At 65.0% G+C, this 16,203-nt stretch carries 16 protein-coding genes; 4 read left to right on the top strand and 12 right to left on the bottom strand.

Annotated elements, in window-relative coordinates; genetic code table 11:
• From V7E26_RS18410 to V7E26_RS18440, 7 genes are all read right to left on the bottom strand, one after another.
• A partial coding sequence (locus tag V7E26_RS18410; RefSeq protein ID WP_324418613.1) for an alcohol dehydrogenase catalytic domain-containing protein occupies positions 1-181 on the bottom strand: 181 nt, incomplete at its 3' end.
• Between the two features lie 105 nt (positions 182-286).
• Positions 287-1,267 carry an ABC transporter ATP-binding protein gene (locus V7E26_RS18415; protein WP_442893425.1) on the bottom strand — a complete coding sequence of 327 codons (981 nt, stop codon included), beginning with the start codon at positions 1,265-1,267 and terminating at the stop codon, positions 287-289.
• The gene (locus V7E26_RS18420) at positions 1,264-2,259 is read right to left on the bottom strand and encodes an ABC transporter ATP-binding protein (RefSeq protein WP_324418615.1); all 996 of its coding nucleotides are present in this window, start codon (positions 2,257-2,259) and stop codon (positions 1,264-1,266) included. The genes V7E26_RS18415 and V7E26_RS18420 overlap by 4 nt, the downstream gene beginning before the upstream one ends.
• A complete protein-coding gene (locus V7E26_RS18425) occupies positions 2,256-3,131 on the bottom strand; it encodes an ABC transporter permease (RefSeq protein ID WP_324418617.1) in 876 nt (291 codons plus the stop codon). The genes V7E26_RS18420 and V7E26_RS18425 overlap by 4 nt, the downstream gene beginning before the upstream one ends.
• Entirely contained in the window at positions 3,118-4,068 is a 951-nt protein-coding gene (locus V7E26_RS18430) for an ABC transporter permease (RefSeq protein WP_324418618.1), read from the bottom strand. The genes V7E26_RS18425 and V7E26_RS18430 overlap by 14 nt, the downstream gene beginning before the upstream one ends.
• Positions 4,069-4,074: 6 nt before the next feature.
• Positions 4,075-5,616, bottom strand: a complete 1,542-nt coding sequence (locus V7E26_RS18435) for an ABC transporter substrate-binding protein (RefSeq protein WP_324418620.1) — start codon at positions 5,614-5,616, stop codon at positions 4,075-4,077.
• A 151-nt stretch (positions 5,617-5,767) separates the two neighbouring features.
• A complete protein-coding gene (locus V7E26_RS18440) occupies positions 5,768-6,973 on the bottom strand; it encodes a CaiB/BaiF CoA transferase family protein (RefSeq protein ID WP_324418622.1) in 1,206 nt (401 codons plus the stop codon).
• Positions 6,974-7,164: 191 nt separating this feature from the next.
• Here V7E26_RS18440 and glgA point away from each other — a divergent pair, with 191 nt between their 5' ends.
• Positions 7,165-8,622: a glycogen synthase GlgA gene (gene glgA, locus V7E26_RS18445; protein ID WP_324418624.1), complete on the top strand. Its 1,458-nt coding sequence runs from the start codon at positions 7,165-7,167 to the stop codon at positions 8,620-8,622.
• On the opposite strand, the gene V7E26_RS18450 is transcribed toward glgA, so the two are convergent.
• Positions 8,600-9,763, bottom strand: a complete 1,164-nt coding sequence (locus V7E26_RS18450) for a patatin-like phospholipase family protein (RefSeq protein WP_324418625.1) — start codon at positions 9,761-9,763, stop codon at positions 8,600-8,602. The genes glgA and V7E26_RS18450 overlap by 23 nt on opposite strands.
• Before the next feature lie 17 nt (positions 9,764-9,780).
• Entirely contained in the window at positions 9,781-10,605 is an 825-nt protein-coding gene (locus V7E26_RS18455; RefSeq protein ID WP_324418627.1) for a 3-hydroxybutyrate dehydrogenase, read from the bottom strand.
• Positions 10,606-10,789: 184 nt separating this feature from the next.
• On the opposite strand from V7E26_RS18455, the gene V7E26_RS18460 reads away from it, so the two are divergent.
• A complete protein-coding gene (locus tag V7E26_RS18460) occupies positions 10,790-11,692 on the top strand; it encodes a LysR family transcriptional regulator (RefSeq protein ID WP_324418629.1) in 903 nt (300 codons plus the stop codon).
• Between the two features lie 14 nt (positions 11,693-11,706).
• On the opposite strand, the gene V7E26_RS18465 is transcribed toward V7E26_RS18460, so the two are convergent.
• Together V7E26_RS18465 and V7E26_RS18470 are read right to left on the bottom strand one after the other, a co-directional pair.
• Positions 11,707-12,426, bottom strand: a complete 720-nt coding sequence (locus V7E26_RS18465; RefSeq protein WP_324418631.1) for a peroxiredoxin-like family protein — start codon at positions 12,424-12,426, stop codon at positions 11,707-11,709.
• A 79-nt stretch (positions 12,427-12,505) separates the two neighbouring features.
• Entirely contained in the window at positions 12,506-12,790 is a 285-nt protein-coding gene (locus V7E26_RS18470) for a hypothetical protein (RefSeq protein WP_324418633.1), read from the bottom strand.
• Between the two features lie 283 nt (positions 12,791-13,073).
• Between V7E26_RS18470 and V7E26_RS18475 the strand changes: the two genes are divergently transcribed.
• The gene (locus V7E26_RS18475; protein WP_324418635.1) at positions 13,074-13,565 is read left to right on the top strand and encodes a cupin domain-containing protein; all 492 of its coding nucleotides are present in this window, start codon (positions 13,074-13,076) and stop codon (positions 13,563-13,565) included.
• A gap of 120 nt (positions 13,566-13,685) precedes the next feature.
• Positions 13,686-14,915 carry an MFS transporter gene (locus tag V7E26_RS18480; RefSeq protein WP_324418637.1) on the top strand — a complete coding sequence of 410 codons (1,230 nt, stop codon included), beginning with the start codon at positions 13,686-13,688 and terminating at the stop codon, positions 14,913-14,915.
• On the opposite strand, the gene V7E26_RS18485 is transcribed toward V7E26_RS18480, so the two are convergent.
• A complete protein-coding gene (locus V7E26_RS18485) occupies positions 14,878-16,158 on the bottom strand; it encodes an MFS transporter (RefSeq protein ID WP_324418639.1) in 1,281 nt (426 codons plus the stop codon). The two genes, V7E26_RS18480 and V7E26_RS18485, sit on opposite strands and share 38 nt — an antisense overlap.
• Between the last annotated feature and the right edge of the window lie 45 nt (positions 16,159-16,203).

Raw genomic sequence — 16,203 nt, forward strand, 5'->3', positions numbered from 1 at the left:
TCAGCGACAGCGGCTTGCGGCCGTGGCCGAGATCGTAGCCGCCTTCCCAGATGTGGAGGTCGCTGTGGCAGACGCCGGCCGCCTTCACCTTGATCAGCACCTGCGTGCCGGTCGGCTGCGGCGTCTCCCGGTCCACCTCTTTCAAGGGGGCGTTGAACTCGGCGACCTGAAAACTCTTCATTGCTACTCTCCCGTCATTCTTGTTCTTGGCACAGGTATTGGCACAGGTACTCGTTACGCGGACATTGCCACGTCTGCCCGGTGGAGACAAACCCGGGCGGCGCTTTCAGATCAACGGGTGATGGCACGCGGCAAACTGGCCGGGGGCGACGGCGCGCAGCTCCGGCACCTCGGCGCTGCATCGCGCATCCGCGCGCGGACAGCGGGTGCGAAAGCGGCAGCCCGATGGCGGCGCAATCGGCGATGGCGGTTCCCCGACCGGCACTGACGTGGTGGGACGAACATCCGGATCGGGCACCGGGATCGCCTCGATCAGCAGCGCGGTATAGGGATGCGCCGGCTTCGCGAACAACCGCTCGGACGGGCCGACCTCGCAGAGCCGGCCGAGATACATCACCGCGACACGGTCGCTGACGGCTTTGACGACCGCCAGATCATGCGCGATGAACAGCAGAGTCAGACCGAACCGCCCCTTCATCTCCTCCAGCAGATTGAGGATCTGGGCGCGGATCGAAACGTCGAGCGCGGACACCGGCTCGTCGCAGACGATGAACTCGGGATTGAGAATGAGGGCGCGGGCGATGCAGATGCGCTGGCACTGTCCGCCGGAAAATTCGTGCGGCAGCCGCCCGACCACGATCGCCGGATCGAGGCCGACCGCGCTGAGCACCTCGTCGACGAGTTGCTTGCGCTTTTCCGGATCCTTGACGCCGGCAATCACCAGCGGCTCGGCGACGATGTCGCCGATCTTGCGGCGCGGGTTGAGCGATGCGATCGGGTCCTGGAAGATCAACTGCACGCGCCGGCGCATCTGGCGCAAGGCATCGCCGTGCATCGCGGTGAGATCCTGCCCGTCGAACAGCACGCGCCCGGCGGTCGGCCGGCGCAGTTGCAGCACCGCCCTCCCCAGCGTCGATTTTCCGCAGCCGGATTCGCCGACCAGCCCCAGCGTTTCGCCGCGGGCAATCTGCAACGACACGCCGGAGACGGCATGAACGGTCTTCGCACCGACGGGATATTCCACCACCAGATCGTCGACGGCGAGCAGCGGCTCGCTGGAGGCGGGTTGCACGGCTTGCAACATCATGCGCCGGCCTCCGCATGAACCCCGATCGGATGGAAGCAGGCGAACTGGTGCGCGCTGGTCTCGGCCGCCTCCAGCGCGGGCTTCTCGGCCCGGCAGCGGGCCACCGCATAGCGGCAGCGCGGCGAGAACGAGCATCCCTTGAGCGGCCGGGTCGGATCGGGCGGACGTCCCGAGATCGCCGGCAGCGGCGTGTGGGGCGCGGTGTCGAGCCTCGGCAGGGCCGCCAGCAGCGCTTCGGTGTAGGGCATGCGCATCTTCTTGAACAAGGCAGACGTCGGCGCGCGTTCGACGACGCGGCCGGCATACATCACTGCGACCTCGTCGGTGCGGCCGGCGACGACGCCGAGGTCGTGGGTGATGATGATCATCGCCATGTGGCGGCGTTGCTGCTCGCGCGCCAGCAGATCGAGGATCTGCGCCTGGATCGTCACATCGAGCGCGGTGGTCGGTTCGTCGGCGATCAGGAGTTTCGGCTCGCACGACAGCGCGATCGCGATCGCCACGCGCTGCCGCATGCCGCCGGAAAGCTGGTGCGGGTACTGCGCCAGCCGCTGTTCCGGCGCAGGGATTCCGACCGCCGCGAGCAATTCGACGCTGCGCCTGGTGGCGGCGGCGGCGTCCAGTTCGAGGTGCTCCTGCAATGTCTCGATCAACTGGGTGCCGATGGTGAGCACCGGATTGAGCGAGGTCATCGGGTCCTGGAACACCACCGCCAGCGAGCGGCCGCGGAGCCTGCGCAGCTTCTCCGGCGAAAGCTGCAGCAGGTCCTGCCCGTCGAACATGACGCGTCCGGAGAGCTTTGCCTTCTTCGGCAGCAATTGCAGGATCGCGCGCGACAGCATGGTCTTGCCGCAGCCGGATTCACCGACGATTCCGAGCGTCTGGCCCGCGCCGAGGTTCAGGTTCACCCGATCCACCGCGCGCAGATTGCCGCGCGGGGTCGGCAGGTCGACCGCGACATCCTCGACCGAAAGCAACGAATTAGCTGTCACAATGCGCCCTGCCGCGGATCGGTCAGAGCGCGCAAGCTGTCGCCGACCAGATTGAAGGAAAGTACGGTAAGAAACATCGCCGCTGCCGGCAGGAAGGCGAGCCGCGGCGCCACGTCGAGGCTCTCGCGCCCCTCCCCGATCATGCTGCCCCAGCTCGAGATCGGCGGCGGTACGCCGAGACCGAGGAACGACAGCGACCCCTCGACCACGATGATCACGGCAACGCCGAGCAGGAAGAAGGCCAGCAGCGGCAGCAGGACGTTGGGCAGCAGTTCGCGCAGCAGGATCCGCGCATGCGTCGCTCCCAGCGCCTGCGCCGCGATCACGAATTCGCGTCGCGCCAGGGTCAGCGTCGCGGCACGCGCCACCCGCATGAAGGCGGGAACGCTGAGCACGCCGAGAATCAGGGTCAGGTTGAAGATCGATTGCCCGAGATAGGCGGTTACTGCCAGCGCGAGAACCAGCGGCGGAAAAGCCAGCAGCACGTCCATGGTGCCGACCACGCTCGATTCGAGCCGGCCACGAAAATAGCCGGCGAGCATGCCGAGCGCGCCGCCGACGACGAGCCCGATGATCGGTGCGCAGAGGCCGACCACCAGCGATATCCGCGCGCCATGGATGAGACGCGAGAGTTCGTCGCGGCCGAGCCCGTCGGTGCCGAGCCAATGCTCGGCCGAAAACGACGCGCGCCGATCCAGCATGTCCATATCGGTCGGGCTCGGCAGCGGCAGGACATCGGCGAAGATCGCCACCGCGAACACGAAAATCAGCCAGCCGATCGCCACCCAGAACAGCATGCCGAGCCGACGGCCCTTCTTGCGCGCAGGCTGACTTGCGGCCTCCTCGGCAACGTCGAGCTCAAGCGTGGCCATGGCGAATCCTGGGGTCGAGAACGGCGTAGAGCATGTCGACGATGAAGTTCATGATGACGAAGCCGGCCCCGACCAGCAGCACCACGCCCTGCAGGATGATGAGGTCGCGGGTCAGGATCGCGCCGACCAGCAGCCGGCCGATGCCCGGAAGCGCGAACACCGTCTCGACAATGACCGCGCCGCCGATCAATCGTCCGATGTTGATGCCCGTGATCGTGACCAGCGTCAGCGAGGACGGCTTCAGCGCATGCACGAACAGGATGCGCGAGGCCTTCAGTCCCTTGGCCTTGGCGAGCGCGATATAGTCCTCCTGCAGGGTCGCGATCATGTCGGATCGCAGCACGCGCATGATGCCGGGCCATTCGGCGAGCGCCAGCGTCATCGCCGGCAGCACCAAGAAGCGGAGATTGGCGGCCGGCTCTTCCGAGAACGGCACGTAGCCGGTCGCCGGCAGCCAGCGCAGTTCGACCGCAAAGAAATAGATCAGCAGGATCGCCGACAGGAACGTCGGGACCGACAGCATGCCGAAGGCCGTGCCGGTCATGAAGCGATCGAACGGGCCGCCGCTGCGGGCCGCGCAGATGATCGCAAGCGGCACGCCGATCAGCAATGCGCCGATCTGCGCCAGCAGCATCAGTTCGATCGATACCGGCAGCCGCTCGACAACCGCCTGCAGCACCGTCTGTCCGGTGCGGAAGGAGCGGCCGAAATCGCCCTGCAACACACCACCGAGCCAGCTCAGGTAACGCCACCAGATCGGCTGATCCAGTCCCATGTCACGGCGCAACGCCGCCACGTTCTCCGGCGTCGCCTGGTCACCGAGAATGGTGTAGGCGAGGTCACCGGGCAGCAGCGAAGCGATCAGGAACGTCAGCAGCGAAACCGCAATCAATACCGGCACGAGATACAGCAGCCGGCGCGCGACGAAGAACGCCATGAGCGGCTATTCCTTCCAGGCGCGCGATACGTCGATCACCCCGCTGTACATCTTGGGCAGTCCCTTGAGCTTCGCGCTCGAGATTGCATAGTAGGTGTTCTGGAACGTCCAGAACCAGATCGCCTCCTTGTTGATAAACCGCGAGATCTCGCAATAGAGATCGATGCGCTTGTTCTGGTCGGCGGTGACCCGCGCCTGTTGCAGCAGCTTGTCGAGCTCGGGATTGGAGTAGTTGGCGAGTGCCACCGGACTGCCGGTGTGGAAATTGGCGTACATCTGGAGATCAGGATCGGGGGAATCAACGATCCGCCACGGTGTCAACTGGAACTGGCGCATGAAGGCGCGCGGCGGAATGGTCGCCTGGTCGACCTGCTCGATCTCCATGTTGATGCCGGCCCGCTTCCACAATTGCTGCAGCACCTGGCCCACGGTGCGCCCGCGGGGCGTCGCGGTGACGAGCATCTTGAACTCGACGGGCTTGCCATAGTCCTTGATCAGCGCCTTGGCCTTCTCGAGGTCTTCGGGCAACGCGCCGTCGTCCTTGCATTTGACCCAGGAGCCATCGCCATAGGGATTGCTGGCGGGCCTTGACAGACCATTGGTGATCGCCTGCGACATCTTCTTGCGGTCGAGCGACATGACAATCGCCTGGCGCACGCGCAGATCGTCAAATGGCGGGGTCTTGGTATTCAAGGCGTAGACCGCCGCACCCGAGCCGGCATAGGTATGCACGGTCAGCTTGGGGTCCTTCTGCGCCTTCTGGATGTTGTCGGCGGAAAATTCATCATCCCAGATCAGGTCGACCTCACCGGACTGCAGGCTGGCAAAGCGCGATTGCGCGTCGGGCAGCGGCTTCAGCGTGATACGATCGAAATAAACCTTGTCCTTGTCCCAGTAGTCAGGATTTTTCTCCAGGATCATGCGATCGCCGGCCGTCCAGGATTTCAGGATATACGGCCCACTGCCGACGGGATTGCGGTTGTATTCATCGCCCTTCGCCTTCCAGGCGGTCGGTGAGTGGACCGCGGCGTTCTGGTTCGCATAAGAAACCAGCGCAGGCCAGTTTACCGAGGGATCGCTGAGATTAAAGACCACCGTCAGTTCGTCTGGCGCCTGAACGTTGTTGACGTTGGAGATATAGAAGGCACAACGGCACTTGTTGGCGGGATCCTTCTGCCGGTCGAAATTGGCCTTGTAGGCCTCGGCATTGAACGGCGTGCCGTCATGGAATTTGACGCCTGGACGCAGCTTGAAGGTCCAGGTCTTGAAGTCCTCCGAACTGGACCAGGACAATGCGAGCTTGGGCTGCGGCTTGCCATTGGCGTCGAGCGTGGTGAGCGTTTCGAAGATGGCGGACGACGCGGTAAGCGCTGCGGTGTCGTACACTCCGACCTTCAGCGGATCGAATCCGGGAATATCGAGTTCGAGGCCGACGGTGATGCTGCCGCCCGCCTTCTGCGCGCTGACGGGCGTCGCCGACAACGCCACGCCAAATCCCGCTACAAGAAATATTCGCGCGAGCGCGCTCGAACGCAAGGCCGCCTTCATTAATATTCCCTCCCGATGTGCCGTTCGTCCGGTATTCCGGATCGTCGATGGCTTGCCCGCAAGATGTCCGGAAACACAGTCGCGGGCAAGGCCGTTCACAAGCTACGGATGAAAAGCCGCAGCTTTATGTTTCGCTATGCGGAGCAAGTCGTCAGCCGCGTACGGCCACCTTCGTCTTTCCGGAAAAGGCCGCGATCTCGGCCTCGGAAAGGCCGGTCTCCTTCAGATAGGCCCGCGTATGCTCGCCGAGCGTCGACATGCGCGGCGCCGCCGACACCCTGGCGCCCGACATGCGGAACGGCAGGTTGAGCACCTTGAAGGTGCCGCCGCCGTCCTCAACTTCGGCGAGCGCGCCGCGATGGGCGATCTGCGGATCGCGCAGAGCCTCGGCGACGGTGCGATAGGCCGACGACGGAACGCCGTGTGTATTGAGCGCGGCAAGGCACTGCGCCGTGGTCACGGTGCGCGACCACACCTCCACGCCGTCGATCAGGCTGCCCCAGTTTTCGCGGCGATCGGCGTATTTCGCGAAGCGCAGATCGCTCACCCACTCGGGATGCCCGATCACCTGCATCAGGCTCTGGAAAGTTTTTTCGCTGGCGATCGCCATCATCACATAGCCGTCCGTGGTCTCGATCGGGCCGAACATCGGCCGCTGCGTCTGCTTGACCTCGAATTGCGACCATTGCAGTTCGTTCAGCGTCAGACTCAGCATCGATTCCAGCATCGAGACGTCGATGTGCTGGCCCTGCCCGGTCGCCACGCGCTGGTACAGCGCCGCGGAGATCGCGCCGAAGGCGTAGACGCCGGTCAGCACGTCGGCGTGATAGATGCCGCAATAGTCGGGACGGCTGCGTCCCGGCTGGTAGGCCAGATGCGCCATCTCGTAGCCGGAGGCCGCATGGATCACCGGCGCATAGGCCGGCAGTTCCGCCGACGGCCCGGTCTGGCCGTATCCGGAGATCGAGCAATAGACCAGCTTCGGATTGAGAGACTGCAGCGAGGCGTAATCGAGCTTCAAGCGCCGCATCACCCCCGGGCGGAAATTTTCTACCAGCACGTCGGCGGTCGCGACCAGGCGGCGGACCGCCTCCGCTCCCTCCGGCGACTTCAGATCCAGGACGAGGCTGTGCTTGCCGACATTGAGCTGGCCGAACGCGGTCGAGCAGTTGTTGCGGACCGGCGGGCGGGTCCGCATCGTCTCGCCCTCCTCGGTCTCGATCTTGATGACCTCCGCGCCCATGTCGGCGAGCATTCGCGTGCAGTGAGGGCCGGCAATCGTGGTTGAGAAATCGAGGACCCGCAGGCCTGCGAAGCTGCCTGTCAAATTCCTCTGATCATTGCCGGCTATGGTCATTGCGTAACGCTCCTTCGGCCTTTCCGGCCCTTCGTTCTGTTGGCGACCGTGACCCTAAATTGCGGAGCGCCGGCAGGAAAGATGTTCCCTGGGAACGACCGGCCGAAGCGCGCGTTGTAGGCGTACAAGTTGGACCCATTCTTGCATCGTTCCCCCTGAGTTTCATTACGGCTGGTACGAGGACGGTTGCCTTGAGGGTATTGTTCGTCACCACTGAAATGGATGATTTCATCCGCGTGGGTGGCCTCGCCGCAGTCTCGGCGGCCCTGCCCCGGGCATTGCGCCGCTGGGCCGACGTCCGGATCATGCTGCCGGGTTATCACGACGTCGTCGAACAGCTCACCCACATTGAAATTGTTGGAGAATGTCCCGCGTTGGCCGAGATGCCGGCCTGCAAGCTGGGTCGGTCATCTACCAGGGATGATCTGCCGGTCTACGTGCTACTCTGCCCCGAGCTCTACGACCGGCCGGGCAACCCCTACGGCGATGAATCGGGACGCGACTGGCCCGACAACGACATCAGGTTCGGCCGTTTCGCCTCCGCCGCGGCCGAGCTTGCCGCGGGCAGCCTGGACAAGAATTGGGCAGCGGACCTGATCCATGCCAACGACTGGCAGGCCGCGCTGGCGCCGGCCTACCTGACCTGGAAGGGCGTCAACCTCCCCTCGATCCTGACCATTCACAACCTCGCCTATCAGGGACTGTTCCCACAGGACTCGCTGCGCCGGATCGGCGCGCCCGAGAGTTCGTTCCACATCGAAGGGCTCGAGTTCTACGATCACGTGTCGTTCCTGAAGGGCGGCCTCGTCTACGCCTCGCATTTGACTACCGTCAGCGCGACCTATGCCAGGGAGATCACGACGCGCGAACTCGGCTGCGGGCTCGAAGGGCTGCTGCAGCGCCGCTCGAATGCGTCGGAACTGACCGGTATCCTGAACGGCATCGACGAAAGCTGGGATCCCAGCGCCTGCGCGGAGCTGGCGCAGACCTTTGCCCCCGGCGACTGGGAGGGCAAGCAGGCCAATGCCGACTACGTCCGCAAGCAGTTTGGCCTCGCGCTGTCGCGCGGGCCGCTGTTTGGCCTGGTGGCCCGTCTGGTGCACCAGAAGGGCGTCGACCTCGTGCTATCAGCCGCCGACGAAATCATCGCAGCCGGCGGACAGATCGTGGTGACCGGCAGCGGCGAGCCCCGGATTGAAGAAGCACTGGTCGACGCGCACCGGCGCCGGCCGGATGCGATCGGCGTCGTGATCGGCTTCAACGACGCGCAGGCGCGGCGGATTTTCGCCGGCAGCGATTTTACGCTGATGCCGTCGCGGTTCGAGCCGTGCGGGCTGAGCCAGATGTATGCGCAGCGGTTCGGATCGCTGCCGATCGGGCACCAGACCGGCGGGCTCGCCGAAACCATCAAGGACGGCGAAACCGGATTCCTGTTTGCCCAGCCGTCGGCGGAATCCTTCCTCGGCGGCGTCAGGCGCGCCTTCGATGCCTTCCGCGCCAAGGACCGGCTCGACGCCATGCGCCGCAGCGCGATGGCGCGGTCGTTCAGCTGGGATCTGTCGGCCTCGCTCTACAGCGCGCTGTATCGCAAGACGATCGCGCCCTCGATCATGGTGGGAACGCCGGCTACTCCGCCGCTTGTGGCATGACCTTCATGTGCTCGTGGAGAACGACGCCGGCGAGCGGATCGAACTGACCGACCCACGGCTTCCTCTCGAGCACCGCCCTGGTATGGCGGTAGCCTGCATCCCAGCGCTGCATGATGCCGGACGGGCTGAAATCGATATCCTTGGTGTGATCCTCGCGGCTGAGCTGGGGCGCCAGCAGCCGGACCACATGCATGCGCGTCGGACAGCCGTAGCCGGCGAGTTCCCGCACGGCCTCGCTGTTGCGCTCGGCCTCCGGCAGGCGCGCGGCGAGCTGGTTGATGACATGGCGCAGCCGATGCGCCTGCTGCTGGCGGGCGATGTGGCTGGCGATCCGGCTGGAATACTGCACGTCCTTGTGGCGGTTCAGCACCTCCGCCATCGTGGTCGGCTCCGGCCCGGACGGATTCCACAGATGCACCGCGAAGATCAGCGAGTTCTTGCGCGGATTGTCGTCGAACACGGCCTCCGTCGGCGTGTTTGATAATATGCCGCCATCCCAATAGAGCTCGCCGTCGATGCGGATCGCCGGAAAGGCCGGCGGCAACGCGCCCGAGGCCATGATGTGCCTGACGCTGAGCTCGCAATCGCGGCTGTCGAAATAGCGCATCTCGCTGCTGCGGACATGGGCGGCGCCGACCGTGAGGCGCGGCCTGCACTGATTGACCAGATTGAAATCGACCAGTTCCGTCAGCGTCCGCTCCAGCGGCGTGGTCGAATAATAGCCGGCATGGTCGGATCCGAGCGGATAGGAATCGCCGGCATGGGCCAGTGGATTGGGCCGGAAGAAGCCGGGAATGCCGTGGGTCACGGTCGACCAGTAAGCCAGCTTTTCATTGAAGCCCGGAAAGATGTCGCGAAAACTCCAGACCGGGTTCTGCTCCATCCGCTTCCAGAATTCGCGAAGGCGCGGCAGCCGGTTTTCCGGCGCGTTGCCGGCGATCAGGCTGGCGTTGATCGCGCCGATCGAGGTGCCGATGATCCAGTCCGGCTCGATGGCGGCCTCGTGCAGTGCCTGGTAGACGCCGGCCTGGTAGGAGCCGAGCGCGCCGCCGCCTTGCAGCACCAGAACGACCTGTCCCGGCTCCGAACCGCCGCGCGATCCGATATCGGACGATGAACGGACTTCCCTTGCATCGTACATGTCTGGCTCCCTGAATCTCAATGCGCGGTCCAGCCGCCGTCGACCGGCAGCGCGACACCGGTGATGGAGGCCGCCGCATCGCTGGCGAGGAACACGGTCAGCGCCCCCAATTCCTCGACGGTGGCAAAGCGCTTGTTCGGCTGCTGCGCCAGCAGCACATCGTGAATGACCTGCTCGCGGGAAATGCCGTGCGCCTTGGCCTGGCCGTCGATCTGCGCCTCGACCAGCGGCGTGTAGACGTAGCCCGGGCAGATCGCGTTGCAGGTGATGCCGTCTTCCGCCGTCTCCAGCGCGGTCACCCTGGTCAGCCCGACGACGCCGTGCTTGGCCGCGACATAGGCGGCCTTGAACGGCGACGCCACGAGGCCATGCGCGGACGCGATGTTGATGATGCGGCCGAACCTGTTCTGGCGCATCGCCGGCAGCGCCAGCCGCGTGGTGTGAAATGCCGACGACAGGTTGATCGACAGGATCGCATCCCATTTCTCGACGGGAAACTGCTCGAGCGGCGCGACGTGCTGAATGCCGGCATTGTTGACGAGAATATCGAGCCGGCCGTGACTGGCGACAGCGGTCGCGATCATTTCGGCGATCGCTTCGCGGCTCGTCATGTCGGCCGCGGAATAGCCGACACCGACGCCGAACTCGGCTTCGATCTGCTTGCGGGTTTTCGCGATCTCGGGCTGAGCGCCAAGGCCGTTCAGAACGACCACCGAGCCGGCTGCCGCCAGCGCCCGGGCGATCCCGAGCCCGATACCGCTGGTCGAGCCCGTCACCAGGGACACCTTGCCGGCCAGTAGTCGCGTAGCCGCAATACCTTGCGTCTTGAGCTGGATATTCATGGCGTCCTTCCGTGTGGGGATCAGCCGGTAGCGCTGACCATCGCTGGCCCCACCCTGCCCGGTCGCCTTCGCTTCAGGAAATGCCGTTTGGCTTCCAAAACCATACGCCGCCGCTATGGCGGTTATGGTGTCATCGCCTGATACGATCGGTTAGGATTCCGCCAGCACAGACCGGGGCACGGCCATGGAGATGCATCAGGTTCGCTATTTTCTCGCGGTCGCGCGCGTGCTCAATTTCACGCGCGCCGCCGACGAGTGCAACGTCACGCAGCCGTCGCTGACGCGGGCGATCAAGCAGCTCGAGGCCGAACTCGGCGGCGACCTGTTTCGCCGCGAGCGCCCGGCGGCGCAGCTGACCGAACTCGGCCAGCGCATGCATCCGCTGCTCAAGCAATGCTACGAGGCCGCGACCGGCGCGCGTGAACTTGCCTCCTCCTTCCGAAGCGGCGAAGTCGGCGCGCTGCGGATTGCGCTGACCCATTCGGTCGACCTGTCGCTATTGATTCCGCATCTCGACCAGATCAGGCGGATGTTCAACCGCCTGGAGTTTCGCTTCCTGCGTGGCAACGCGCGCGAGGTCGCGGAATATCTCAGGAAGGGCGAAGCCGAGCTCGGCATCGCCGCCGAGATCAGCGAGGAATGGGACCGGCTCGATACCTGGCCGCTGTTCACCGAGAATTTTCAGCTCGTCATCAACAGGAACCATCCGCTGGCGGCGCGCGAGACCATCGATTTCGGCGATCTTCGCGCCGAGCAATTGCTGTCACGCAATTACTGCGAACACGCCGCGCGGGTGAACACCTCGCTTCGTGAGCACGGCCTCGACGTCGATCGCTGCCATGAGATCGCCTCCGAGCGCGATCTGATCGAGCTGCTGGAAGCCGATATCGGCGTCGCCGTGGTGCCTGATACCGCATCGCTGCCGCCGACGCTGAAGCGCGCCAATGTCGAGGGGCTCGATGCGCGTCGAACGGTGAATCTCTACGGCGTCGCCGGGCGCGAACGCACGGCCGTGGCCTCCGCCGTGATGCGGATGCTGCGTGGCGCCGACTGGCGGCAGGTGATCGGCAAGCAGGCAGGCGCCTGAAACATCAAGCCGCGCTACCGCTCTTCGCTCGCGCTCCTGAGCGCGGCGATCAGGTCGTCGATTTCCATCCGCTTGCGGAAATCGGGATCGACGAAACGCGCCTTCACGCGGCCATCGCGGCCGACCACGAAGGTGGCGGGGATCGGCAGCACCCAGCCGTCATTGCCGTGAAAGCTTGCCATGTCCTGGTACGACAGCAATTGCCGGATTTCGCTGCCGAGCCAGATCGCGAGATTGAGCGACAGCGCATACCCGTTGTCGAGATCGGTCAGCACCGGAAACGGCGCATCCGCCTCGGACTTGAATTTCTCGGCATAGGCCTGAGTTTCCGGCATGATCGCGACCGTCTGCGCCCCCAGCGTCCTGATGCGGTCCTGGGCCTGGATCACCGCCCGCACATTCAGCCGGCAGTAAGGGCACCAATGGCCGCGATAGAACATCACCGCGACCGGACCTCGCTCGATCAGGGATTTCAGGCTGACCAGCCGTCCGGTCTCGTCCGGCAGCACGAATGGCGGCATGGCTTCGCCCGGCCGCGGCGCATTTTCGCCGCCGCCGTTCGCGTTGAGCCGCAGCACCAGGCGATCGACCGCCTCGCCATAGGCCGGAAAGATCTCCCGCCCCGCGGCGGCATAGGCCTCGAGTTGTTCGCGGAGCGAGCCGTCCATGTCGCGGCATCGCAGGAAGGCCTGCTTGAGACGTTCGGCATTGGCTGGCGATAGCGTGGTCGTCATGGCTTGCTCCGGCATTTTCATATTATTTCCGGCCCGGGCCGTCCCGCAAGGGTGGCCCGGACGCCGCGGCACGATTGATCTACGGCAGATAAAAATTGCCGGTCGGATCGAGCATGCCCGAGGCCGAATAGAGCTGGCCCTTGTCCATGAAGAACACGGTGTTGGCAGGCACCTTTCTGGCGTTCTTCATCATCGCGTCGTGGTTCATGGACGTGTCGGCCATTGCCATCGCCGACATCTTCCCCGGGCCGCCATACATATAGGCCATGCCGGATTTGAAGTCCCAGGCGCTCTGCGAGAAGGCGGTGCTGGCGACGGCGGCAAACGCCGCGACGGCGATCAGGGTCTTGGAAAGCGTCTTCATGGAAAATCCCTCTGCGTGGATGGTGACGCCCGCCAGTCGGGCGCTGGCTCATCAGAGACCGCAGCAACCGGCATGAGAAATGCCGTTGCACAATCGGTTCGATAGCCGTGGCGTATTGAGGGAGGCCGATAGTCCGCCCTCTCAGAGCAGCATGCATAGCGCCGCGCTATCGAGTCGAGAGCCAGCCGGCATTTCCTCCCGTACGAAAATTCCTTGATGGTGATGACATAGCCGGCCGGATCACATTGGGGCACGGCAAGACAGCAACAGAGGAGATCACGACATGTCCAGATCAGCCACCACGTCACGCACCATCAGCCAGGGCCTCGCGCTGGCCGCGCTCGTCGCCGGTTCGTTTGCCGCAGCTTCCGCGGCCGTTGCCGGCGAATGCCCTGTTGGCAAGATGCAGGCGAATGTCCGCCCGATGGTCGACCAGAAGGCGGTCGGCGTCAGCGACGTCACGCTCGGTTCGATCAATCTCGAGAAGCAGCCCGCCAACATCAGGGATCGCGAGCTGCGCTTCCGCAAGCTGACGATCGAGCCCGGCGGCATCGTGCCCTGGCACAGCCATGACGATCGCCCCGCGCTGATCTTCGTCCAGCAGGGCGAGATCGTCGAATATGCCAGCAATTGTTCGGAGCCGATCGTGCACAAGGCCGGCGAGATCCGGCCCGAGATCGCCGGCACCTCGCATTGGTGGAAGAACCTCGGCAAGGAGACCGTCATTCTCTATGTCGGCGACGTCCGCAAGGATCCGCACGACCACAACATGTAAGCGGTTGTAACGAGCGCCACCCGACGTCTCGTTGCCGGATGTGACGACCTGGGGTTCCCGTGTCGCCCCGCACGCCCAGGCGTCACATCCTTCCCTCTCCAGCAATGTGTTGAGGATGTCATGGCCGACATCGCCGCGCAGATGAAATCCGAAGCGATGGAAATGTCGGCTCATTCGCCGGGCGCGGTGCTGCGATCCCTCATCATCGGGCTGACAGCCTTTCTGACCGTGGTCGATCTGTTCGCGACGCAGGCGATTCTTCCCTCGCTGACCCGGCATTACGACGTGACGCCGGCCGCGATGGGCATCGCGGTCAATGCCTGCACCATCGGCATGGCCGTCGCCAGCCTCGTCGTCGGCTTCCTGAGCCCGCGCATCGATCGCCGGCTCGGCATTCTCGTCAGCCTGGTCGTGCTTGCGGTTCCGACCGCCTCCCTGGCCATCGCGCCCGATCTGACGACATTCACGCTGCTTCGCATCGCGCAAGGCCTCTGCATGGCGTCCGCGTTTGCGTTGACGCTTGCCCATCTCGGCGAGCAATGCAGCGGGGCCGATGCGGGCGGCGCGTTCGCGGCCTATATCACCGGCAACGTCGCAAGCAATCTGATCGGCCGGCTGGTATCGGCCGCGATGGCTGATACGTTCGGGCTGGCTTCGAACTTCTATTTCTTTGCGCTGCTCAATCTTGCCGGCGCCGTGCTGGTGTATTTCACCATCGCCCGAGTGAAGCCGATGCAGGCGATCGCGGCGATGCAATCGCCGTTCGCGGCGACGCTCGCGCATTGGCGCAATCCGGCGCTTCGTTCGGCCTTTGCCATCGGCTTCTGCATCCTGTTTGCCTTCATCGGCACCTTCACGTTCGTCAATTTCGTCCTGGTGCGCCCGCCGCTGTCGCTCGGGCGGATGGATCTCGGCTTCGTCTATCTCGTCTTCGCGCCTTCCGTGGTTACGACGTTGTTCGCCGGCAAGGCCGTGCAACGCGTTGGCCTACGGCCGGCCATCTGGAGCGCGCTTGCGCTTGCCGCCCTCGGCCTGCCCTTGATGCTGTCCTCGCATCTGGTGGAAGTTCTGGCCGGCATGGTTCTGGTCGGCGTCGGCACGTTCTTCGCGCAGGCCTGCGCCACCGGCTTTGTCGGATTGGCCATCAGCGACAACCGCGGCATCGCCAGCGGAACCTACCTCGCCTGCTATTTCCTCGGCGGGCTCGCCGGCAGCGCCGTGCTGGGACAATTGTTCGACCGGTTCGGATGGGCCGCCTGCATCGCCGGTGTCGGCGCGGCGCTGTTCGCCGCGGCGCTGCTCACCGCGCGCCTCAAACTTGATCCGCGGTCCGCCGCGTCTCCGGCATGAACAGCCAGATCACGGTCAGCCCAAGGGCTGCGACCCCGGCCAAGCCCATGAAGGCCGTGCCGCTGCCGAAGGTGTCGCTGATATAGCCCGCCAGCACCGTGCTCAGCGACGCGCCGATGCCGGTCGCGGTGCCGACGACGCCCTGCGCCAGGTTGAAGTGGCCGCTGCCGAACGCGACATCGGCCACGATCAGCGGCACCATCACGCTGAGCACGGCGGCAGTGATGCCGTCGAACACCTGCACGGCGACCAGGAGATACGGGTCCCGGACCACAGCGAACAGCAAACCGCGGATCGCCAGCGCGGCGAATGCCAGCAACAGCAGCGGCCGCCGCCCCCAGACCTGCACCTGGCGCCCGACCGAGGGCGAGGTCAGCGCCACGATGGCCTGCGGCACGATGATACAGGCCGCGATCAGGACCGGGGCCCATTGGCTCGATCGTGTCGTGACCACGCCGGCCATCAGCGGCAGCATCGCGGCATTGGCGAGCTGAAACAGCATCACGCCGCCGGCAAAGATCAGGAGCGGCCGCTGCCGCAGCAGATGGAAGACGCTGGTCGCTTCCTTGTCGGGAACCTCGCGCACCACGGCGCCATGCGATTGCGCCACGTCGATTTCCTGCTCGCGGATTCGCCAGAGCGCGAGCAATGTCGGGATAGCCAGCAGGAAGGTGACAATGAATACCGCCCGGTTCGATATCAGGTAGCCGGTTGCGCCCATCAGCGCCGCGGCCGATCCATTGCCGAGCGATGCAAAGCGGGCGTTGCGCCCGAGCCGCTCCCCGATCGCGTACGGCCCGACCAGGCCGAGACTGATCGCCGCAATCGCCGGCCCAAGCACGCAGCTTGCCAGCGCATGCAGCGCCGCCGCCGCCGTTACCACCGGAAAGATCGGCCACAACGCATAGGCCAGCGCGACGCAGCCGATGGTCGCTACGGCGAGGCCCGCCACCAGCCGCTCGGAGCGCGCGGCATCGACGATGGCGCCGCCCGGAATTTGCCCGAGCAGGCCGATGATGCCGCCGATCGACAGCACGAAGCCGATCTCGACCTGTGTCCACTTCTGCGTCGTCAGATAGACGGCGATGAACGGGCCGAAGCCGGTCTGCACGTCGGCGAGAAAGAAGATGAACCAGTCGAGGCCGCGCTGGCTTCCGCGCGACGGCTTCGGCCGCGTATCGGGTGCGGGCGGAAGCGGCACGACATTGCCTTCGCCGGACCGCTCACGGCGATCGCCGGTCATCCGATCGTGCGAATGGGACGGACGTGCGACCAGACCCCTTCTCCC

Source organism: Bradyrhizobium sp. (assembly GCF_036735945.1).
Lineage (GTDB): Bacteria > Pseudomonadota > Alphaproteobacteria > Rhizobiales > Xanthobacteraceae > Bradyrhizobium.